The following is a 23,186-nucleotide window of genomic DNA, read 5'->3' as shown; positions in this document are numbered from 1 at the left end:
TTCCCCTTTCGATATCTTATGTTATTCTTATCTCAAATTGCTATATTTGAAATTGCTAAAATCAATTTTTTATACTTTAAGATTTCTATATCTATTATATGTGGCCATTATTTCTTGCCTTCTAGGCATAGCTAAGTTTCCACTTCCACCTTTTAAATTATCTATGGACTTTAACCCATCCTTATTCAACTTACAAAATATATTATCCACCATTTTATCAAAACCTAATCCCTTACTCATAATGTTAACTTCTGCCCATTTCATAATTAAGCCAATTGCATTTACTTGTTCATTATCTACTATCTGCTCTACTGCCCTTAAATCTATATCCTCTCGATTTATACTTAATGTACTAAGGCACGTTGCTTTTATTTTAATACCCTTATCCCCTTGAGTAATTGTTCCTGCTTTTATTATTCTGTTAAATGTAATATTTATAGTTAACGCCCTTTCAGAAACTCTTTTAGTAATATGACCAAGGCTTAAATCTATAGCCTCTTTTGTAACGTCCATTGCCCTATAATTATCCAATTGAACCACACAATCCGCTATATCAAAAAAATCCCCTGAACTTCCTACAACCATAATTGTTGAAATACATTTTTGCTTATATAAAGGTCCCGCAATTTCAATAAATGGCGTTATTGGCTCCTTTTCTTTAGATACTAGTCTCTGCATTAAGTCATCACGCATCATGAAATTAGTAGCTGAAGTATCCTCATCTATTAATAAAACCTTTGCTCCGCTTTCTAAACCTTCTATAATACTTGCTGCTTGTGATGTACTACCACTTGCATTTTGAGTAGAAAACTGAGTAGTACCTTGACCACTAGGTAAGTTACTTATAAATAGGGATATATCCGTTTTAGTTATACTTCTACTATCTTCTGCCCTTACTTTTAAAGCTGTCCCATCTGTTATAACTAATTCTCTACCATCACCTTCAATATGATTATAAACCCCAAGCTCTAGTGCCCTTAGTAGTGTAGATTTACCGTGATATCCTCCACCTACAATAAGAGTTATTCCTTTTTTAATACCCATACCTCTTATTATTCCTTTGCTTTTTGTATTAAACTCTACTTCTAATTCTTTAGGTGATATAAAGGCTTTGCCAAGAGTCAATGCCTTGGAAGATATGCCACTCTCGCGAGGCAACATTGATCCATTAGCTACAAATGCAACTAGTCCACGACTATCCAGATGTGTTCTTATAGCTTCTTGATCTTCAACAAGTCTTACTCTACTTATCAATTTTTCACTATTAATGTTTTTATATAATAAAGTTTTCTCTATTATACTGGGTATAACATTATATAAAATTTTCTCAAGCTCTTTTGATAAAACACTTCTTCCTCTTGCTGGGAACCCAACATAAAATCTAGCTTCTATTTTATTCTCATCTATTATTATTGAAGTCCTCTCTAATATCTCTTGTGGGCATTTACTTATCGCTATAAGACCACTTTTTCCAGATCCAAAAACTTTTTGTGAGCATTTATTAATATTTAAGTAAAATTCTCTTGTTAAATAATCGCTTACTGCTATATTTTTGTTTTTATTATCAAAAATTTCCTTTGGGAATTTAGATATATTCTGATTTACTACTATTCTAATTCTAGACGGAGCTGCAAAAGGGTCGCCTTGAACATGATCTATGCAAAGCACATAATCACCGAAATCATATTCACCTTCTAATTCTTTATATAATCTATAACTTTTCCCATCAATTCTATCTAGATCTTTTTTTAATGTTTCAGAATTCTTCATGTAACTCTCCTCTTATATTTCATAAAATATTTCAAGATACAAAATATTTCAATTTATTAATGATATAATAAACATTATATCAAAATAAGTACAAATTATAAACTAATTATACATAGATCCTTAACAATAAAGCAAAAGGTTTTAATATTATTATTTGCGGACAGTATGATAGCTTTTCCACTAATACTAATGGACAGTATAATTATGAAAATTGTATTAATAATAATTATATTATTTAAATTTTATTATTTCATTTTTAAAATTAAAACTAGTAAGATATTGCCTTCTAGTTATGTATCTAGACAAATAGAAAACGAAATATAAAAATGCCGGCTAAGATGATTAATATTCATATTAGCCGGCATTTATTATGATTTAGATTTCATATTCTAGTATTTCTTCTATAATATCACTAAACTTTATAGTTCTATACTTTGTAAAATTAAGCCATTTATCTGCAAAAGTTTCATTAACTCCATCTTTATAATCATTCTTGTAGTCTAATAAATCTTTTTCTGAGGTTAAGTTGATACCAAACCCTTTTTCATTAATTAAGGCTATAGAATCATAAGAATAGTCTTTAACTGATATAACATCAATTAACTTGCCCGCTCTTATTTTAGCAACAAGTCTTGCATTTAAGGCTATTACATCAAAGTTTTCTGTAAAGTCATAACTTTGTCCAAGGAAAGGTATGATCTCTCCAACTTTATATTGAGTCGACTTTAATATTTTTTTCTTAATGTCTAACGCTTTAATATCAAAATAATATTCGTCAAAACAATTTATTGGGAGATTAATTCCATCTTTGTTAAAGCTAGTTGCAACCACTTCATCCGCCTCTACAACGCCTGAAATAATTCCACCACCACTTACATCATAACCATCTACTATTACAAATCTACCAGTGTTTTGGTTATCGGAAAATTTATCAAAACATATCTTTTCCTTTGTCTTTATAGTAACTTCTGCAACGTCATTAGTTTTTGCTTCAAGCGCATTTTCATAAGTTGCTAAAGTACTCGCATCTATAACCTTATCAAATGATATAATTTCGCATTCCACTTCTTGGGTTACAAGCTTAATCTTATATTTTTTACCTTTTACAAAATTATTTTTTCCCATCCAAAATATGTTCGTTTTAAAGAGGTCAGAAGTAATAGGAGCATTTGATTTGTGGGAAATTATCTCTCCTCGTTTATTAAAAAACTCATCTTCAAAAGTAATTCCGACTGACATTCCTGCAGATAATATATCAACCCTGTCTTTTTCTACAAAAGCTTCTATACTCTTAACTTTTGTAGTTCTGTTTGATGGTGAAATAAGAATTTCATCTCCAATCTTAAGGCTACCTGCTTCTATTCTTCCTGCAATTATTCTCCTATCATCAAACTTATATACGTCTTGAATAGGGAATCTTAAAGGTTTTGCTTCAAGTCCCTCTTCTTGAGAGAATAAATCTAATGCTTCAAGCACTGTTGGTCCCGTATACCATGATAATTTTTCAGATTTTGAAGTCAAGTTCTCACCATAAAATGCTGAAATAGGAATATAACTCATAGGGTGTACATTTAAATTCTTTAAAAAATCGTCCATTTGTTTTTTTATAATATTAAACTTTTCTTGACTATAGTTTATAAGATCCATTTTATTAACTACAACACAAACCTGTTTAATTCCAAGGAGCGATAATATATAACCATGTCTTTTAGATTGTTCTTGAATTCCTTCTTTAGCATCAATTATAAGCAATGCTGCTTCAGCACTAGCTGCACCTGTTATCATGTTTTTAAGAAATTCTATATGTCCTGGTGCATCTATAATTACATAATCTCTTTTGTCAGTGTGAAATTGAAGAGATGTTGTATCTATTGTAATTCCTTGTTTTTGTTCTTCTTCAAAAGCATCTAATAAATATGCATATTCAAAAGGTTTACCAGTTTCTTTAGCAATTTTTTTAACTTTTTCAATTGCGCCTTCTGGTAGTGATTTTGTATCATACAATAATCTTCCAATTACTGTAGATTTACCGTGATCTACGTGTCCTACTGCAACTATTCTTAATTGTTCTCTTGTATTTTCCATTAGTATGACCTCCCTTACATATATCCATCTTTACGAAGCTTTTGCATAGCATATGAATCTTCTTGATCCTGAGCTCTTCCTGCTCTCTCACCAGTAGTTGTGTGTTTTAATTCTTCAATTATGTCATCTATTGTTGTAGCATTAGACTTTATCTTACCAGTACACTCAGCACAGCCAAGACTTCTATATCTTTCTCCATCCTTTGCGAAATATAAATCTATAAGTGGTATATTTTCTCTTTGTATATAAGACCATATATCTATTTCATTCCAATGAAGTATAGGATGAACCCTAATATGATTTCCCTTTGGAAAGTCAGTTTTAAATTGATCCCAAAGTTCTGGTGCTTGATTAGTGTAATCCCATTCGGAATCCTTATTTCTTTCACTAAATACTCTTTCTTTAGAGCGGGAACCTTCCTCATCACTTCTAATTCCTAGAATTAATCCGTCAAATTCATATTTCGTAACCACTTGTTGAAGGCCATCTGTTTTTAGAGCTTTACAACAAACAAGTCTTCCTTTATCTGGTCCCATACCTGCGTCGATTGCTTCCTGATTTGTATGAACTATAAGGTCAATATTAAACTCTTTAGCAATCATATCTCTATATTCAATCATTGCTGGTATTTTATGTTTAGTATCCACATGAATAAAAGGGAAAGGACAATGTCCAAAAAAGGCTTTCTTAGCAAGCCACAATAATACTGTTGAGTCTTTTCCAATCGACCATAACATTCCTAGTTTACCTAATTTTTTATATGATTCTCTTAGTATGAAAATACTTTCTGCTTCTAATGTATCTAAATGATTCATAATTCTACCTCCTAATATTTATTAGCTTCTGTTTCATTTGTTGTAATAATTATCTCTTCACCTTTTGGTTTATGTATATGCCAATGAAGGAGATTCTTTTCTTTTTTTGTATTTAAATAAGTTCCTTTTCCTCCAATGTCAACTCCAAGATAATAATTTATGGCAGAGGCTGGGCACTCTTTAACACATGCGCAACATCCCCAGCACTCCTCGGGATATTTTATATATGCTTTTGAGTTTTCTTTCTTATATATAAGATTCCCAGGGCAGACATTGAGGCATTTTCCACAACCTACACATTTTTGCGGGATTATTTTAATGCTCATAAACTTCATCTCTCTTTATTAAATTTCTAAGTACAACCTTTACTTTCCCATCCTTATAAATTGAATTTACATATTTAAGCATATTTTCATCCTTCTCTGGGAAATCTGCATTCTCGCCATAACATTTCCAGCGGGTTTCTGTCCTATTTAAAAGATGAACTATTAAAACTTTGCAAACATATAATCTATCAATAACTTCAAATATTTGAAGTAAATCCCTCATATCGTTTGCGTGAAGATCCTTGGATAGAGTTAAGAGTTCCTCTATTTTTACACTTGCAATGTATAATCTTTTAGAATTATATACATAGTTTTTAGATATACCACCTGCATATTCGTCCATTACCTTTTGCATAGCTTCTTCAATTTCATTTACAGAAAACATTCCGCAAACATCTTCAAGCAAAGTTTCTAAAAATAAAACTTTAGAGTTAATTTCATCTTCTTTTAACAACTCATTTTTCTTGTTTTTTATAAACTCAGTTGCAGCAACAGCTGCAATTTCACCTTCAACAAAACAACCAGTTACATATTTTTTAGGACTTCCACCTGCTACATCCCCAGCTGCATATAAGCCTGAAATACTAGTAGCTCGGTTAACATCTACCCAATATCCACTAGCTGCGTGACCTCCAACTATATAAGGTTCTGTACCTTCTATTTCCAGATTTTCAGTGCTAGGACCAATTCCATTTTCAATCCATTTTAAGGTTTGGGCTGGTGCCATATTAAGATACGCCTTATAAAGTTCCTCTTCAACGACCTTTGATATACCCTTAGTATTTAAATAACAAGGCCCTAACCCTTTCCGATTTTCCTCAACAGTTGCAAATAAACGCGTTGTCGTTAGTGGCTTTCCATAATTTCTTACGTAATTTTCATTATTACCATTAACTTGCTTTGCACCTATTCCTTGAGCTACAGTACCAGTTGGTGCAATAGTATCCTTACACCTGAGTGCTATGAACCTCATTTCAAAAGAAGTCATCTCAGCCCCCGCTCTTATACCCATAGCATAACCTGCACCTGTGTTAAATGGAGAATACCACATCTTATGTTTAGAAAAGCCAGAATTATTTGGTTTATATAGGCCTGACGCTCCACCCGTTGTACAAATAACAGCTTTAGAATAAATTACATAAAAAATGTTTTCTTCTACATGGAATCCATAAACACCGATAACAACCTTATCTTTAATAATGTAATCTATTATATTTACCTTGTTTAAAACCTGTATATTTCTCTTAGATTCTACCTCATTTGCAAGAAGGGGTTTTATGTTTTCTCCATTTATCTTAATACTTCTTTTGCCACGAGTAACATACTTTCCGCCAGAATCTTTTAAAATAGTAAGGCCTAATTTTTCCATGTTTCTGGTAACTTTATTTAAATTTTTAGCTATAGAGTATACTAAGTCTTCCCTTATAATTCCTTCCGCTTCCTTTTTTACGTAGTCAACAAAGTCTTCTGGAGTATACCCTTCATTAATATATGCATTGATTGCATTAACTCCTGCAGCTAAACATCCACTTCTTTTTATATTAGCTTTATCTACAACTATAATATTCATGTCTTCATGCTGGCTTAGAGTTAATGCAGCATAACATCCAGAAGTGCCGCCACCGACAACTAATATATCAGTTTCTAATATTTTTGTTTCTAGCTTCATTATACCCTCCTAGCTATAGCCTTAAATAATCTAATATTTTATCTACACATTGATCTATTGTTTGATCCTTTGTATTCACAATAATCTCTGGATTTTCAGGTTTTTCATAAGGGGATGTTATTCCTGTAAATTCCTTAATTTCGCCAAGTCTAGCTTTTTTATATAAGTTTTTAGGATCCCTTTTCTCACATTCCTCTATTGGGCAATCTACAAATACTTCAATAAAATCTTCTCCTAAGGTCTCCCTTGCCATTTGACGATTTACTTTCAGAGGGGATATGAAACAAGCTATAGTTATTAGGCCTGCATCTACAAATAATTTGCCAATTTCACTAATTCGCCTTATATTCTCATTTCTATCTTCCAGAGAAAATCCAAGATCTGAATTAATGCCAAGGCGAATATTATCACCATCAAGTAGATAAGTTGCCGCGCCTCTCTGATTTAATCTTATATCTAAGGCATTTGCAACTGTTGACTTTCCAGAACCTGATAACCCAGTAAACCACAAAAGCTTAGCCTTTTGCTTAAGTAATATTTCCCTTTTTTCTCTACTTACGGATGTATCATGCCATGTTAGATTTTTAATACTCATACGCTTTCACCTCCATAGTTTTTTAACTAAACTCTATCAAGACCCCATTTATGTCTCATATTTTTCTCAAGCCTTTCAAAAACAAGTTTATCCACTAATAAACCAAGAACTATTATTACTATCATTACAGCTACAACTTGGCTAATATCTGCTAAATCTCTACCAACCATAAGCACCTGTCCAAGCCCCTTTGTAGAAGAAAGCATTTCACCAGCCATTAGAGCTCTCCAGGCAAAAGACCAACCTTGCTTAAGTCCGCTAACTATATCTGGGAGTGCCGCCGGCAATATTACATGAGTATAAATTTTACTACCCTTTGCTCCCATAGTTCTTGAAGCTCTTATATATAAGGGATTAACATTTTTTATTGCATATTTAACTGACATAGCAACGGCAAATGTTGAACCAATTGCAATTACAAAAATAATCGAACCCTCACTAAGTCCAAACCAAAGAATAGCAAACGGCAACCAACAAATACTAGGTAAAGTCTGAAGTCCTAAAATTAGTGGTCCTAAATTTTCTTCTAAATATTTAAATCTAGCAATTATAAGTCCAAGAGAAACTCCTATTATTACTGAAATAAAATAACCCACTATAATTCGTTTTAAACTTGCAATAATTGCTATTCCTATTGTATTGTCTTCAATTAGAACTGCCAAAGTCTTAAAAACATCTATAGGTGAAGGTAAAATATATGGTCTCCAAATTCTTAAAATATCAACACCTAATTTATAAATCCCTTCCCATATCAGTATCAGAAGAATATAGAACAGGATTTTCTTCAATATTCCAATCACCGTCGTACTCTGCTTTTGCAACTTTCTCCACCTCCTCTTTTAATGCTTTCATTATTTTGGAAGTATAATAAGTAATATCACAACTTTCCATTTGTCTTGGCCTTGAAAGTTCTATAGCAAATTCCTGTTTTATACGTCCTGGGTTCGCTGCCATAACTACAACTCTATTTGCTAAATAAACTGCTTCTTCTGCATCATGCGTAATAAACACAATTGTTTTTTTAGTATTTACCCATATACGCTGAAGTTCTTGCCGTAACATCATTTTAGTCTGACTATCAAGTGCCGCAAAAGGTTCGTCCATTAGAAGTATTTCAGAATCAAGAGATAGTGCCCTCGCTAGTGCAACTCTCTGCTTCATACCACCTGAAAGCTCATACACGTAGGAATCTTGAAACTTTGATAAATGTACCATTTTTAAATAATGAATTGCTTTCTCGTATCTAACTTCCTTTGAAATACCAGCCATCTTCATTCCAAATTCTACATTATCAATAACCTTAAGCCAAGGAAATAATGCAGCCTCCTGAAACATAACTGTTCTATCCGGTCCTGGCCCAGTTATCTCATTACCGTTAAGTACAACCACGCCTTTAGTTGCCTTTTCAAGTCCTGCTAAAATATTTAGCAAAGTAGATTTACCACAACCAGAAGGGCCTAATATACATACGAAGTCACCTTTTTTTATTTCTATATTAAAATTTTCAAGTGTGCTTGTCTTTTTATGTTTTGAAATAAACTCCTTACTTACGTCCTTAACTATAAGGCCCACATTTATCACCTCTAATTTTATTTATACTAATATTTTATTTGCTCTAATCCCTTTTCTTTTAAAACCTTATTTAAAATAGCAAGATTAAATAAATCCTTAGTATCTGGCTTTATTTTTAAAAACTTTTCATCTAGTGAAAATTTAACAAAATCTAAAACTGAGTCTTTTTCTGGATTATTTGTAATTGTTAATCTTTTAAATGAATTATCTAAAATTTCTTTCGATAATCCTTTTTTAGTTAATTCAGTAATTTGTTTATTAACTATAACTTTAGCTTCTTCTGGATTTTTATTAATATAGTCTGTTACTTCTACATGGTTTCTTATAAATTTTTCAACAATTTCTGGATTATATTTTAAAAATTCAGTTCTAACAACTACTACAGCAGTGGTATAGTTTCCTTCTCTAAATAAATCTTTATAATCTAAAATAATATTTGCTTTTGCTTCTTCTATTAACCTTGAACCCCAAGGTTCTGGTACTAAAGCTGCATCTATATCTCCCTTTTGCATTAGAGATAGAATATCTGCATTTGAGGCTTGCCTTACTTCAACAGTTCCACCCTTTGTTGTATCCTTTAACCCATTCTTAGACATTAAATGTCTAAGCGTCAAATCCTGAGTGTTTCCAAACTGTGGAACTGCAATTTTCCTGCCGCTTAAATCTTTCATATCCTTAATAATCAATCCTTTTTTAGATACAAATATTGCTCCTGCATCTGTTGCCCCTGCAATAATTTGAATATCACCTTTAGATTTTGCATATCCATTAATTGCTGGCCCAGGTCCTATATAAGCTATATCAATAGCCTCTGCAAAAAGTGCCTCTACTTCTGCTGGTCCTGCATTAAATAATTTCCATTCTATTTTTTTTGATGTTCCTAAAGCCTTTTGAAAACTTCCTTGTTCGCGACCTACAAGAGCTTGAGAATGGGTTATGCTTGGGAAGTACCCTACTCTAACATTATCACTTTTTACTTTTTTAGAGGAGCATCCTGCCAATACCACCATTAATGAAAGGCCTACCAATAGTGTTGACGAAAATTTAAAGACCCTTTGATTCTTCATCTTGTCCTCCTCTATTTAATATTAGTATAATATTCAATAAACATCCTGTTATAATAAAAATGATATCAATTCTTAATATCTTTAATATTGTCCTTATAGGGTTTACATACTTATCCTATAGGTTAGGTGTATGTTATCATTAGTTTAATAAATTGTCAACATAAAACATAATATTTATTAAATCGATAACTCATTTACATACTTCTTAATGTATAAACACAAACTACACTAACTATATTATAGAAAATAATTATGTAGATGTTATGAAGGAAATATAGATGTTATATAAAAATAAGAAATCCTAAATTTGATATATAGTTTTCATAACTACGTATTGTATTATAGACATTCATGTGATATATTGTTAATATACATTAAGTAAATTAATTAAATCAATTTTTTTTACTTATAATTTAGAATTTAGTTTTATGGAGGTATAGTATTATGAAGATAAAAGATAATTATGTTTTTTTAGCATATGGTGATTCTATTACAAAGGGCATTATTTACGATGATGAAAAATCTAAATATGCAATTTTAAAAGAGAACTTTACGAGCATCATTGAAAATAAAATAAAAGGTCCAGTATATAATGCAGGTAAATTTGGTAGTACTATAATAAGGGGTGCACGTAAGATGTACAATGATGTTATAAAAAAGTCCCCTGACATAGTATTAATTGAATTTGGCGGTAATGACTGTGACTATAATTGGAATGACATCGCTAAAAATCCTGACATGGAATACAAACCAAACACAGATATAATAACTTTTCGCGAAACACTACTCGCTATGATAGATACATTAAAAAGCAACCATATATTGCCCGTACTTATGACACTACCACCACTTGATCCTTTAAAATATTTTAAATGGATTTCAAAAGAAGATAATACTAACGAGATGAATATTCTACATTGGTTAGGTACAAAGGAAACTCTTTTCAATTGGCATAATTCCTATAGTAAAACTATAACGCAAGTAGCTATTGAAACTAATACCGTACTTATAGATGTAAGATCAGAATTTCTAAAGTATAACAATTACAGTAAATTTTTATGTAGGGATGGAATCCATCCAAACATTGAAGGACAATCATTAATTGCAAATACAATATTAAATTTTATAAAAGAAAACTATAACTTTTTATTACAAAAATAAAATATCATATTATTTAATAGAAGGGAGTTGAAATTAAATTTCAACTCCCTTCTATTTTTATATATAAAAATATGATAACTATACTCAGCTATGTATGAATATAAATAAAATATACTCACTACCAATTATATCTTTAGTTGAATTATATCTACTTTCTTGTAGAATAATTAATTATAGTGTGTAAATTGGTAATTTTGAATTATAAAAAAATGAAACTTGCATATTTACAGAATCGTGGTACAATTTATATAATCGTTTATATAATAAAAAGGGGGTAATATTGTGAATAATAGCATTGGTTATCCTGAAAAGCAAGGATTGTACGATCCTGCTTTTGAAAAAGATAATTGTGGTGTTGGCTTTGTAGCAAATATCAGAGGTGAAAAAACTAACGGAATTATAAAAAAGGGATTAAAGGTTCTTGTGAACTTAACACATAGAGGTGCAGTTGGAGCAGATCCTAAAACCGGAGATGGTGCAGGTATTCTTGTACAAATTCCTGATGAATTTTTTAGAATTAGTTGCGACAACTTAGGACTAGAACTTCCAAGAGCAGGTAAATATGCAGTAGGAATGGTATTCCTTCCAAAAGAACCTGCGCTAAGGTTTCAATGCGAAGGCATACTTGAAAGAATTGCAGAAGAAGAAGGCCAGAAAATATTAGGTTGGAGATCCGTTCCCATCGATAATAGAAATATTGGTGATACAGCAAAAGGAACTGAACCAATTATAAGACAGATTTTTCTAGGGTCAACTTTTAAAGATGATGATCTAACAGACGATGAACTTCAAGAAGAGTTTGAAAGAAGACTTTATGTTATAAGAAAAAGAGCAGAAAAAGAAGTAGTCAAATTAGTTGATAGAAGCACAGAATATTTCTATATCTGTAGTCTTTCTAGTAGGACCATTGTATACAAAGGACTATTACTTGCAGAACAAATAAAAGGCTTCTATGTAGATTTACAAGACATAAATTTCAAAAGTGCACTCTGCCTTGTTCATCAGAGATATAGTACAAATACATTTCCAACTTGGGATTTAGCCCAGCCATTTAGATATTTAGCTCATAATGGTGAGATAAATACAATTAGAGGAAATAGAAACTGGATGAATGCCCGCGAAGGAGTTCTAAAATCTAAAGTATATGGAGAAAATTTAAAGAAATTGTTTCCTATTATAAGTCCTAATGGAAGTGACTCAGCTTCCCTTGACAATATAACAGAACTCTTAAAGATGGATGGTAGATCTCTTCCTCATAGCATGATGATGTTAATTCCTGAAGTTTGGATGACGAATGATGGTATGGAAGATTATAAGAAAGCTTTTTATGAGTACCATGCTTCTTTAATTGAACCTTGGGACGGGCCTGCAGTTGTTGCATTTACAGATGGTATTAGAATAGGTGCCACCTTAGATAGAAATGGACTTAGGCCTGCAAGATATGTAATAACAAAAGATGGTTTTGCTGTTCTTGCGTCTGAAGCTGGTGTACTTAAGTTTAAACCAGAGGATATCGAGAAAAAAGGTAAACTTCAACCAGGAAAGATGTTTTTAATTGATACAAATGAAGGAAGAATAATTAAAGACGAAGAAGTTAAAAAGAAAATCTGCACAAATAAACCTTATGGTGAAATGATTTCAAAAAATAAACTTTACCTAGAAGATTTTGATGCAGTAATTGACGAAGTTAAAATAGATAAAGAAATATTAAAAGAAAGGCAGCAAGCCTTTGGATATACACTAGAAGATTTGAAAATTATTTTGGCTCCGATGGCAAAAGATGGTAAGGAACCAATTGGTTCTATGGGAAACGATACACCTCTTGCTGTATTGTCAAATGAACCACAGCTTCTATTTGCTTATTTCAAGCAACTTTTTGCTCAAGTTACTAATCCACCAATAGACCCAATTAGAGAAAAAATGGTTATGTCTTTAATGAACTTTGTGGGTTCTCAAGATAATGTTTTAAATCAAGAACTTAACGATAATCCATTTATAGAAATAAGTAGTCCTATCTTGACTAATTTAGAACTAGCTAAAATTAAAAATTTGAAAGATAACGCATTTAAAACCACAACAATTCCAATAACTTTTAAAGCAGACACTGGAATTGAAGGTTTTAAAGATGCCCTTGATAAACTTTGTGCTCGTGCATCTGCAAGGATTGAAGAAGGCTACAACATCATTGTTCTAAGTGATAAATCAGTTGATTCTTATGACGCTGCGATTCCAAGTTTACTTGCATTATCAGCTGTTCAGCAGCATTTAACTAGAGAAAAAACCAGAACTTCTGTATCTATCATTGTAGAAACTGGAGAAGCAAGAGAAACCATGCATTTTGCCTTATTAATTGGTTATGGTGCCACAGGTGTTAATCCTTATCTTGCACTTAAGTCTATTGATAATATTATTAGCGAAGGTGATTTAGAAAATCTATCTAAAGAAAAAGCACACGAAAACTATATAAATGCAATTTCCCAAGGACTTCTTAAAATATTATCAAAAATGGGAATTTCAACTATACAAAGTTATCATGGAGCTCAGATTTTTGATGCAGTTGGACTAAGCTCCGAGTTACTTGAAAAACATTTTGGTGGAACTCCTTCAAGAATTGGTGGAATTGGTTTAGATACAATTGCAAAAGAAGTATTAATTAGACATAAAAATGCTTTCAACAAGTTAAGAAAACCTATAGCAGAACTAGAAGTTGGCGGTAAATATTCTTGGAGAAAAGATGGTGAATACCATTTATTTAACCCTGATACAATTTTCAAACTTCAAGTTGCTGCAAGAACAAATGATTATGACTTATATAAAGAATATTCTAAAATTATAAATGATCAAGATAAACATTTATGTACAATTAGAGGTTTGTTTGAACTTAATTATGGAAACGAGATTCCAATAGAAAAAGTAGAGCCGATTAGTGAAATTGTAAAAAGATTCTGCTCTGGCGCAATGTCCTTTGGATCAATCAGTAAAGAAGCCCACGAAACTATGGCTATAGCAATGAATAGACTTGGTGGAAAAAGCAATACTGGTGAAGGTGGAGAAGACGCTTCAAGGTTCATAGTTGATGAAAATGGTGATTTAAGAAGAAGTGCAATTAAACAAATAGCTTCTGCTAGATTTGGAGTTACTGCAGAGTACCTTGTAAATGCAGATGAATTACAAATAAAGATAGCTCAAGGAGCAAAACCCGGTGAAGGTGGACAACTTCCAGGCAAAAAAGTTGATGCAAATATTGCAAGACTTAGACACTCAACCCCTGGAATTGATTTAATATCCCCTCCACCTCATCATGATATATATTCTATTGAAGATTTAGCTCAACTTATTCATGATTTAAAAAGCGTAAATCCTCGTGCACGTATAAGTACGAAATTAGTTTCAGAATTAGGCGTTGGAACTATAGCTGCTGGAGTTGTTAAGGCACATTCAGATGCTATAGTAATAAGTGGTCATGATGGCGGAACTGGTGCTTCCCCACTTTCATCAATTAAACATGCCGGACTACCTTGGGAGCTAGGCCTTGCCGAAACCCAACAGGTACTTCTTTTAAATAATTTAAGAAGCAGAGTAACAGTTCAAACTGATGGTCAGCTTAAAACAGGTCGTGATGTTGTTATAGCAGCACTTCTTGGCGCAGAAGAATTTGGATTTGCAACTACTGCACTTGTAGTACTAGGATGTACAATGCTAAGAAATTGTCATTTAAATACTTGCGATATGGGAATAGCAACTCAAGATCCAGAACTTCGTAAGAATTTCAAAGGAAAACCAGAGTATGTGGTAAACTTCTTTACATTTATCGCTATGGAAATAAGAGAGCATATGGCTAAACTTGGTTTTAGAACTATGAATGAAATGGTAGGCCGCGTAGATAAAATCAGTCAGAAGAAAGCAATAGCTCATTGGAAAGCAAAAGATTTAGATTTATCAAATATCCTGTACAAACCAGATATGCCAAAGAGAATTAAAAGGTACTGTGTTATAGCTCAGGATCATGGATTAGATAATTCTTTAGATTTTAAATTAATTGAAATGGCAAAAGCTTCACTTGAAAACGGAATGAAAAGCACCTCTAATTTAGAAATTGAGAATGTCAATCGTTCTGTTGGCGCAATGCTTAGTGGAAGAATTGCTATGAAATTTGGAGCTATTGGACTACCAGACGATACTATAACATTTAATTTTGTTGGCGCAGCTGGTCAAAGTTTTGGAGCATTTGGAGCTAATGGATTAACACTAAAATTAGTAGGAGATGCAAATGACTATGTTGGTAAGGGATTATCAGGTGCTAAAATAATTGTGAAGACACCAGAAAATTGTACCTTTAAGCAAGATGAGAATTTCATAGCAGGTAATACAATTCTTTATGGAGCAACTTCTGGTAAGTTATTTATAAATGGACTAGTTGGTGAACGTTTTGCTGTAAGAAATTCAGGAGCACAAGCTGTAGTTGAAGGAGTTGGAGACCACGGTTGTGAATACATGACAGGTGGAGTTGTAGTTATTATTGGAAGAACAGGCAGGAATTTTGCAGCTGGTATGAGCGGCGGTATAGCATATGTTATCGATGAGAATGAAACGCTAACTTCAAAATGTAATATGGAAATGATTGAAGTAGAAAAAGTAACTTCAGAATCAGATTCATTACAGCTTTACTCCATAATAAAAGAACATTTCGAAGCAACTAACAGTCATAAAGCAGCTAAGATCCTAGAAAATTGGGACGAATATAAATTAAAATTCAAGAAAATAATACCAACCGCGTACAAAGCAATATTAGAAGGCAAATAGAATATATAGGGAGGTGTTAAATTTGGGAAAATTGGATGGTTTCAGAGAATTTAAAAGAGAAACAGCAAAAAAGCGCCTTGTAAAGGAAAGAATTAAGGACTCCAAAGAATTATTTGTAAAATTTCCAGTTGAAAAATTACGCCAGCAAGGTGCAAGGTGTATGGAATGTGGTGTTCCCTTTTGTAACTGGGGTTGTCCTCTAGGAAACCTAATTCCAGATTGGAATGACATGGTATACAAAGAAAAATGGGAAAAAGCATATAACAGGCTAGCTCTAACAAATAACTTTCCAGAGTTTACTGGAAGAGTGTGCCCTGCCCCTTGTGAAGGTTCATGTACATTAGGTGTTAATAGAGATCCAGTTGCAATAAAAGAAATCGAACTCAATATAATAGAAAAAGCATTTGAAGAAGGATGGACAAAACCTATTTCACCTAGAGTAAGAACCGGTAAAAAGGTTGCTGTAGTCGGCTCTGGGCCAGCTGGCCTTTCTGCCGCTGCTGAACTTAATTCTGTAGGACATGATGTTACAGTGTTTGAGCGGGACGATGAAATAGGCGGACTTTTAAGATATGGAATACCAGATTTCAAATTAGACAAAGATATAGTTGAGCGAAGAGTAAATTTTATGGCTAGCGAAGGAGTTAAGTTTAAGACTAATGTAAATGTAGGAGTTGATTATAGCTCTGAGCGTCTTTTATCTGAATTCGATGCAGTGGCTTTAACTGGTGGAAGTACTATTCCTAGAGATTTAAATGTTGAAGGACGTGAACTTAAGGGTGTACATTTTGCTATGGATTACCTAAAACAACAAAACAAACGAGTTTCAGGAAAAGAAATAGTAGATGAAGAAATAACTGCTAAAGACAAAGTAGTCCTAGTTCTAGGCGGAGGAGATACAGGTTCTGATTGTATCGGAACTGCTATAAGGCAAGGAGCTAAGAGCGTATATCAATATGAAATTATGCCTAAACCTCCTGTAGATAGAGATGATTCAATGCCATGGCCTTCTTATCCTAGAACGTTAAAAACTACTACTTCTCATGAAGAAGGATGTAACCGTGATTGGAATATTACTACTAGAAAATTCACCGGTGTTGATGGCAGAGTTAATACACTTCACGCATCTAAAGTTGAATGGATAACTAGTGAAAAAGGTGGCCAACAAATGGTTGAGGTGCCAGGCTCAGAACTTGAGCTTAAAGTTGACTTAGTAATACTCGCAATGGGATTTTTACATCCACAACATGAAGGACTTCTTACAAATTTAGGAGTAGAATTTGATCGTCGAGGAAATGTTATTGTAGATGACAACTCTATGACTAATTTGAAAGGTGTTTTTGCAGCTGGTGATATGAAAAAAGGTCAATCATTAGTTGTTTGGGCAATATGTGAAGGCAGAGCAGTTACTAAAAATATTGATAAGTACTTAATGGGCGAAACTTCATTAAGGGGATAATAAGCTTATAATATCTAGGGCGGTTCATTAATATAAACTCGTATCTTTCGAGAATATATTAGTGAACCGCCCCTTTTATATTATTTTTATTTATTTTACACCTTTTTTAGAACCAGTACAGTCCTACTTGGAGAGTATATTACTACCCCAGGCTTATTGCCCTTTCCACCTAATTTTTTAGCATTATAGATATAATCTGTCCCAATTCTGTTAAGTCCACCAAACATAAGTTCATCACTATTAAACACAACTTCAAATTCACCCATTTCATCAGTTGGAAGTTCATATTCTGGATAAGAAATATCAGTATTAAAATTAAATAAAAATACCAATCCACCCTTTTTAAAGGCAAGTAACTTATTTTCCTCATCAGTCCAAAGATTTTGCAAATCAGTTGAGCTTAAAACATTATGTCTTTTCATTAAACTCAACATTTCTCTATCAAAATTGGCTAAATAATCATACTTAAGCTCTTTATTTTCCATTAAACTCCATTGCCTTCTTGCATATTTATAACTCCAATTGTTTCCGATTCTTGGGAAGTCAATCCAGTCTGGGTGACCAAACTCATTACCCATAAAGTTCAAATAGCCCTCTCCCCCCAAAGTTATAGTAATAAACTTAATTAGTTTATGAAGTTCCATAGCTCTTCTTATTATTATATTATCATCTGTTTTAAGCATATGAGAATACATTTCTTTTCCACCTAGTTGGAGCATTAATGTTTTGTCACCTACAAGTGCCTGATCGTGAGATTCAGAGTATCCTATATTTTTCTCACTAGGTCTTCTGCTAGTTAACTCGTGCCACAATTGTCCCATACTCCATTTTTCATCAGGTATTTCTTTTAGTATTTTAACCCAAAGATCGGGAACTCCCATAGATAACCTATAGTCAAAGCCTAGACCACCAAAATCCACCGGCAAACACATTCCAGGCAGACCACTCATATCCTCAGCTATTGTTATTGCACCTGGCTTTACCTGCCGCACAAGGTCATTAGCAAATTGAAGGTATGTGATTGCCTCTATATTCGTATCCAAGCTAAAGTATTTACTATAATCAGTAAATGCTACTCCAAGTCCATGATGATGGTACAACATGGATGATACACCATCAAATCGATATCCATCAAAATGATATTCCTCAAGCCAAAACTTAATGTTTGACAAAAGGAAATGAAGAACCTCAGGTTTTCCATAATTAAATAATTTTGTATCCCAAGCCGGATGACTTCCGCGAGTTCCGGCATTAAAAAATTGATAGTCTGTTCCATCGAACTCATTAATACCCTCAGATATATTTTTAATAGAATGAGAATGCACTATATCAAGTAATACTGCAATTCCCATAATATGAGCAGCATTAATTAATGCTTTTAGCTCATCTGGAGTTCCAAACCATGATGAAACAGCAAAGAAATTAGATACCTGATACCCAAAGGATGCATAATACGGGTGTTGCATTACAGCCATAAGCTGAATTGTGTTATACCCCTCAGCCGCTATCCTTGGAAGTATAATTTCTGTAAACTCATTAAATGTACCAATACCTTCTTTTTCCTGAGCCATTCCTACATGTGCCTCATATATGAACAATGTTTTTGTATTTTCAATATGGAAATTGCTATCTTTCCATTCAAACTCATAATCTGGTTGCCAAATTTGTCCTACAAAGTCGTGAGTATTAGGATTCTGAACCGTCCTCTTAATATAGAGAGGTATTCTATCTCTTGATACACCATTAGCAACAACCCTTACTTTAACATAAGACATATGTTTTAGTGCCTGCGCACCGTCTAAATAGATTTCCCAATTCCCATTTTCTATTTTTTGTAATTGATGAGATTGAGGATTCCAATTATTAAAATCACCAATTAAATATAGAGCATCAGCATTAGGAGCCCACTCCCTATAAACCCATCCATCAGCGGTTAAATGAAATCCATAAAATAAATCTCCATTTGCAAAAGACTTGAAACTTTGATTACTACCAAGTACTTTCTTTTTAGTAACTTTATAGCTCTCTACTCTAAGTTTAATATCCTTTTCAAAGGGTTTTAGGTATGGATCAATCTGCATAATTTTTATATTCTTACTATCATTATTATTATCAATCATAAATAGATTCCTTTCGTATACATAATTTTTTTTAATGAAATTATTATTACTAGTATACTAATTCGACTATATATTGTCAATTCCTTTGTTTATTTAACAAATAAATAAATAAAAAACAGTTAAAGTGATTTAACATCACCTTAACTGATTATTCTAATTAACGAATTTTAATGCATTTTCTACATCAACTAGTATGTCCTCAATATCTTCTATCCCGACGGAAAGCCTTAATAAATCATCATAAACACCCATTTGCTCTTTTTCTTCCTGCGTATTATTAGCACAAATAGTAGACGCCGGATGAATAATTAAAGTTTTAGCATCACCGATATTTGTGATATTTAATATCATTTTAAGATTATTTATAAAATTAAATGCATTCTCCTTGCTTCCAAGCCTAAATGTCAAAACTCCACTAGCTCCATTTTTATAATACTTTTGTGCAAGCGTATAATACTTAGAACTTGGCAAATTCGGATAATTTACAGATGCCACCTTACTATTAATACTTAAAAATTTAGCCACTGCCATAGTATTTAAGTTATGTTGTCTCATTCTAAGTGATAATGTCTCTACTCCAGTTAGATTTAGGAAAGCGTTAAAAGGTGATAGCGCCGCTCCAATATCCTTGCCTACAGTATCCCTAAGCTTCGCAGTATAGGCCATTTTACCAAACTTTTTGCTATACTCATTAAAATTCTTATACTTAACATCCTTATACTTACTACTTCCTCCATCAACGATTACTCCGCCAATAGAATTTGAAGTACCATTTATATATTTAGAAGTTGAATGTATTACAACATCAACTCCATATTCAATTGGATTTATAAGATAAGGAGTTGTCATAGTAGAATCTACAATAAAAATCACATTATTATCATTGCAAACCTTAGCTACAGACTCTATATCAAGCACATCAAGTTTTGGATTTCCTAAAGTTTCTGCAAATACAATTTTAGTATTGTCATTTATAACATTTTTTAAACTTTCCTCATTTATAGTTTCTAAAAATATAACTTTTATTCCATAACTCTTTAAATTTCTTAAAAGCGTATATGTGCCTCCAAAAAGACCACTTGAGGCAATTATCTCATCTCCACTTTCAACTACATTCATTATTGCAAGGTAAATAGCACTCATGCCTGATGCAGTTGCGGTAGCAGCAAACCCGCCCTCTATGCTTGCTATTCTTCGCTCAAAAGATGTAACCGTAGGGTTAGAGATTCTAGTATAAGCAAATCCCATACTTGTACCTTTCATAATTCCTTCTAGTTCCTCTGCAGCCGTGTGAGCAAAAGCATTTGATAAATGCAGTGGTGTATTAGTAGCCCCTGTTTCATCTATCTTTAAATTACCATGTATTAATTTAGTGCTAAATTTCATATTACACCCCTAACATTTATTTAATATGTTCTATTTTCACTTATTTTTTCTCAACCACAATCAAATTGTAGCCTTCATAATTATTATCTATTGATATTATCTTGTTACCTTCTTTTTCAACACTTAAAGGAACGTTTTTTATAGGATCGCCGTCATCTAAATAAAATCCTCTTTTTTCACCGGACTTTATTTTGGATAATTGAATCTTAACTTTTACAAAGTTTATAGGACATTTTACGCCTCTAAAATCAATAATTTCAAATTCTTTAATAGTTGAATCCTCAATAGAATTCTCGATATCAATTTCCTTTTGGAGAGTTATTTCAAGCTGTCCATTTAAAGATTCGTACATTGCTTTCACTTTATTATAAAGGTACTCAACCTCTTGAGCATAACTTGTTAAATCAAGTACATCTCCGATTTTATAATCAATTAATATATCGAAAAGAATAACTATATCTTTCTTAACAAATCCGGTCTCAATGAAATTTTTATTAAATTCTTTGAAAATCTCTCTATCTTTTGCTGTATCTATTCCCTTTAATACTAAAAGAGTTCTAGCTGAAGATACGCAGGCATCATAAAGATGTTGTGATTCTTTGCTATTTTTATATTTAAGAAGAGAGTTTTCTGAATTTGATAAATCAAGTTTAATGACATCAAACACTCCTGTACTACATTCTCCTGGTCCTCTTCCTTCTATAGAGAATTTTTCATTTGATCCAAAATCATAATAAAGATCAGGATCCACTTTAAATGTTTCTATAACAGCATATTCATTAATTAATGCTTTTATCTCAGCTTCTTTATTTTCTATAAATTCATCAAAACATTCATACCCCGAAGCATTTTTAAGTTTAGCTAATTCTACTAGGTACTTTGGAACCTTCTTCGCAGGAACATCCCCATATACCTCTCCCATTTTGGCAACGCCAAAACCAATACTGCCACCAAATGATACAGAATAAGAAGGTACTAGGCCGTCATCCGTCCTTTTAGCTCTTCCACTAAGTCCTATTTTACCTATTTGATGTCTTGCACAGGAATTAGGGCATCCAGATATATACACTCTAGGTAGAGATGCTTTAATATCATCACTTAGTTCTTTAAATTCTTCAATTACTGCCTTTAAGAGATTTTGTGACAAACAAAGTCCCAATTGACATGTTGATGCTCCAACACATGTTACTGAATTGTATATGTTAAAGTTTGATGAAAAAGGTGCTGTTATTTCAAGTAACTTCTTTGCATCACTCTCTAATAAATCTCTAACAAAAAAGCTCTGAGTATTAGCAAGTCTTACAGACACGCTATAATCTAATTTAGAAACGAAATCTAAAATACTTTGAAGATTCTTTGTTTCTAGACTTCCTCCTTCTGGATGTACATACACACAAGAATACCCTTCTTGTTTTTGTGGGAATAAGCTATTATTATAAGTCTTATCTATCTCGGTAGCTTTGGCATTTCCAATGATTTTTTCTTCTTTAATAATATTTATTATTAAATCTAAATTTCTATCAGCTTTTATCCTGTTTAGCTCCTCATTAAATGCTAAGATAAATTTTTCTTTTCCTAGCCTTTCTACAATATATCTTATTCTTGCTCTGTGTTTATTATTTCTATCTCCCTCTTTTTCAAAGAGTTCCTTCATTGCCTGAACATAATATATTACATCTTTAGCGTTTATAAAGTCTTCAAGTTTTAGTGCCACTTTTGGATTTCCACCAAACCCTCCACCACCGTAAACCTCAAAGCCTTTTGTGCCGCCTTCAATTTTTGCAATAAAACCTAGGTCAGATATTGTAGCATTTCCAGTATCCTCTGCACTGTTTGAAAACCCTATTTTATATTTCCTTGGAAGATTCATAGTACTAGGATCTTTAAGTAAGTAATTAGTAACTTCTTTCATATACTCAGTTACGTCAAATACATCATCCATTGAAACTCCAGAAAGAGGAGAACATTCAACATTTCTCACTGTGTTTCCACCAGTTCCTTTTGTAATAATACCTACCTCTATAAGTTCCTTCATAATTTTATAGACATCTGTTATTGCTACGCTTTGAAATTGAATATCCTGTCTTGATGTAAAACGTACCTTACCAGCTGCATACTTATTTGCAATATCGCTTATACCCTGAAACTGCTTTAAAGTAATTACGCCACCAGGAATTCTAGTCCTTACCATGTAACTTTCTGAAGTTCTTTGTTCGTATACACCCATAGATACTCTAAATGCCTTAAATCTAATAGGATCAAGTCTTCCAGCTATGTATTGATTAGCTTTTTCTTTAAAGTCTTCTATAACTTTGTAACTCTCGTCATTAATTGTAATCATCCCTAATCGCTCCCCTT

Annotated in this window: 15 protein-coding genes; 3 read left to right on the top strand and 12 right to left on the bottom strand. The window is 32.6% G+C overall.

The window, feature by feature from the left end:
* Positions 1-69: 69 nt before the first annotated feature.
* From KPL55_RS06210 to KPL55_RS06170, 9 genes are all read right to left on the bottom strand, one after another.
* Positions 70-1,770 (bottom strand): ABC-ATPase domain-containing protein, encoded by a 1,701-nt coding sequence (locus KPL55_RS06210; RefSeq protein WP_216305837.1) that lies wholly within the window; start codon positions 1,768-1,770, stop codon positions 70-72.
* Between the two features lie 375 nt (positions 1,771-2,145).
* The gene (locus tag KPL55_RS06205; protein ID WP_216305836.1) at positions 2,146-3,855 is read right to left on the bottom strand and encodes a sulfate adenylyltransferase subunit 1; all 1,710 of its coding nucleotides are present in this window, start codon (positions 3,853-3,855) and stop codon (positions 2,146-2,148) included.
* A gap of 14 nt (positions 3,856-3,869) precedes the next feature.
* The gene (cysD, locus tag KPL55_RS06200; RefSeq protein WP_216305835.1) at positions 3,870-4,670 is read right to left on the bottom strand and encodes a sulfate adenylyltransferase subunit CysD; all 801 of its coding nucleotides are present in this window, start codon (positions 4,668-4,670) and stop codon (positions 3,870-3,872) included.
* 11 nt (positions 4,671-4,681) lie between these two features.
* Positions 4,682-4,996 carry a 4Fe-4S dicluster domain-containing protein gene (locus tag KPL55_RS06195; protein ID WP_216305834.1) on the bottom strand — a complete coding sequence of 105 codons (315 nt, stop codon included), beginning with the start codon at positions 4,994-4,996 and terminating at the stop codon, positions 4,682-4,684.
* A complete protein-coding gene (locus tag KPL55_RS06190; protein ID WP_216305833.1) occupies positions 4,986-6,665 on the bottom strand; it encodes an adenylyl-sulfate reductase subunit alpha in 1,680 nt (559 codons plus the stop codon). Before KPL55_RS06190 ends, KPL55_RS06195 begins: the two co-directional genes overlap by 11 nt.
* 13 nt (positions 6,666-6,678) lie before the next feature.
* Entirely contained in the window at positions 6,679-7,260 is a 582-nt protein-coding gene (cysC, locus tag KPL55_RS06185; protein ID WP_216305832.1) for an adenylyl-sulfate kinase, read from the bottom strand.
* A 26-nt stretch (positions 7,261-7,286) separates the two neighbouring features.
* Positions 7,287-8,039 carry an ABC transporter permease gene (locus KPL55_RS06180; RefSeq protein WP_312887234.1) on the bottom strand — a complete coding sequence of 251 codons (753 nt, stop codon included), beginning with the start codon at positions 8,037-8,039 and terminating at the stop codon, positions 7,287-7,289.
* Complete coding sequence (locus tag KPL55_RS06175) at positions 7,993-8,832, bottom strand: ABC transporter ATP-binding protein (protein WP_216305830.1); 840 nt, start codon at positions 8,830-8,832, stop codon at positions 7,993-7,995. Before KPL55_RS06175 ends, KPL55_RS06180 begins: the two co-directional genes overlap by 47 nt.
* A 26-nt stretch (positions 8,833-8,858) precedes the next feature.
* On the bottom strand, positions 8,859-9,899 hold the full coding sequence (locus tag KPL55_RS06170; RefSeq protein WP_216305829.1) for an aliphatic sulfonate ABC transporter substrate-binding protein: 1,041 nt from the start codon (positions 9,897-9,899) through the stop codon (positions 8,859-8,861).
* Between the two features lie 444 nt (positions 9,900-10,343).
* Between KPL55_RS06170 and KPL55_RS06165 the strand changes: the two genes are divergently transcribed.
* The 3 genes from KPL55_RS06165 (at position 10,344) to KPL55_RS06155 (ending at position 17,322) form a co-directional block, all read left to right on the top strand.
* On the top strand, positions 10,344-11,060 hold the full coding sequence (locus KPL55_RS06165; protein WP_216305828.1) for an SGNH/GDSL hydrolase family protein: 717 nt from the start codon (positions 10,344-10,346) through the stop codon (positions 11,058-11,060).
* Positions 11,061-11,342: 282 nt separating this feature from the next.
* Positions 11,343-15,863 carry a glutamate synthase large subunit gene (gltB, locus tag KPL55_RS06160; RefSeq protein WP_216305827.1) on the top strand — a complete coding sequence of 1,507 codons (4,521 nt, stop codon included), beginning with the start codon at positions 11,343-11,345 and terminating at the stop codon, positions 15,861-15,863.
* 22 nt (positions 15,864-15,885) lie between these two features.
* The gene (locus tag KPL55_RS06155) at positions 15,886-17,322 is read left to right on the top strand and encodes a glutamate synthase subunit beta (protein ID WP_216305826.1); all 1,437 of its coding nucleotides are present in this window, start codon (positions 15,886-15,888) and stop codon (positions 17,320-17,322) included.
* A gap of 95 nt (positions 17,323-17,417) precedes the next feature.
* Here KPL55_RS06155 and KPL55_RS06150 read toward each other — a convergent pair whose 3' ends face one another.
* The 3 genes from KPL55_RS06150 to KPL55_RS06140 all read right to left on the bottom strand — a co-directional run bounded on the left by KPL55_RS06150 (position 17,418) and on the right by KPL55_RS06140 (position 23,169).
* Positions 17,418-19,442, bottom strand: a complete 2,025-nt coding sequence (locus tag KPL55_RS06150) for an alpha-amylase family glycosyl hydrolase (RefSeq protein WP_216305825.1) — start codon at positions 19,440-19,442, stop codon at positions 17,418-17,420.
* A 153-nt stretch (positions 19,443-19,595) separates the two neighbouring features.
* Positions 19,596-20,828 (bottom strand): O-acetylhomoserine aminocarboxypropyltransferase/cysteine synthase family protein, encoded by a 1,233-nt coding sequence (locus tag KPL55_RS06145; protein ID WP_216305824.1) that lies wholly within the window; start codon positions 20,826-20,828, stop codon positions 19,596-19,598.
* A gap of 40 nt (positions 20,829-20,868) precedes the next feature.
* A complete protein-coding gene (locus tag KPL55_RS06140) occupies positions 20,869-23,169 on the bottom strand; it encodes a ferredoxin-like domain-containing protein (protein ID WP_216305823.1) in 2,301 nt (766 codons plus the stop codon).
* Positions 23,170-23,186 lie beyond the last annotated feature (17 nt).

It is taken from the genome of Clostridium lacusfryxellense (genome assembly GCF_018861735.1).
In the GTDB taxonomy this organism is placed as follows: Bacteria; Bacillota; Clostridia; order Clostridiales; family Clostridiaceae; genus Clostridium_AD; species Clostridium_AD lacusfryxellense.
This window is presented reverse-complemented; position numbering and strand designations above follow the sequence as displayed.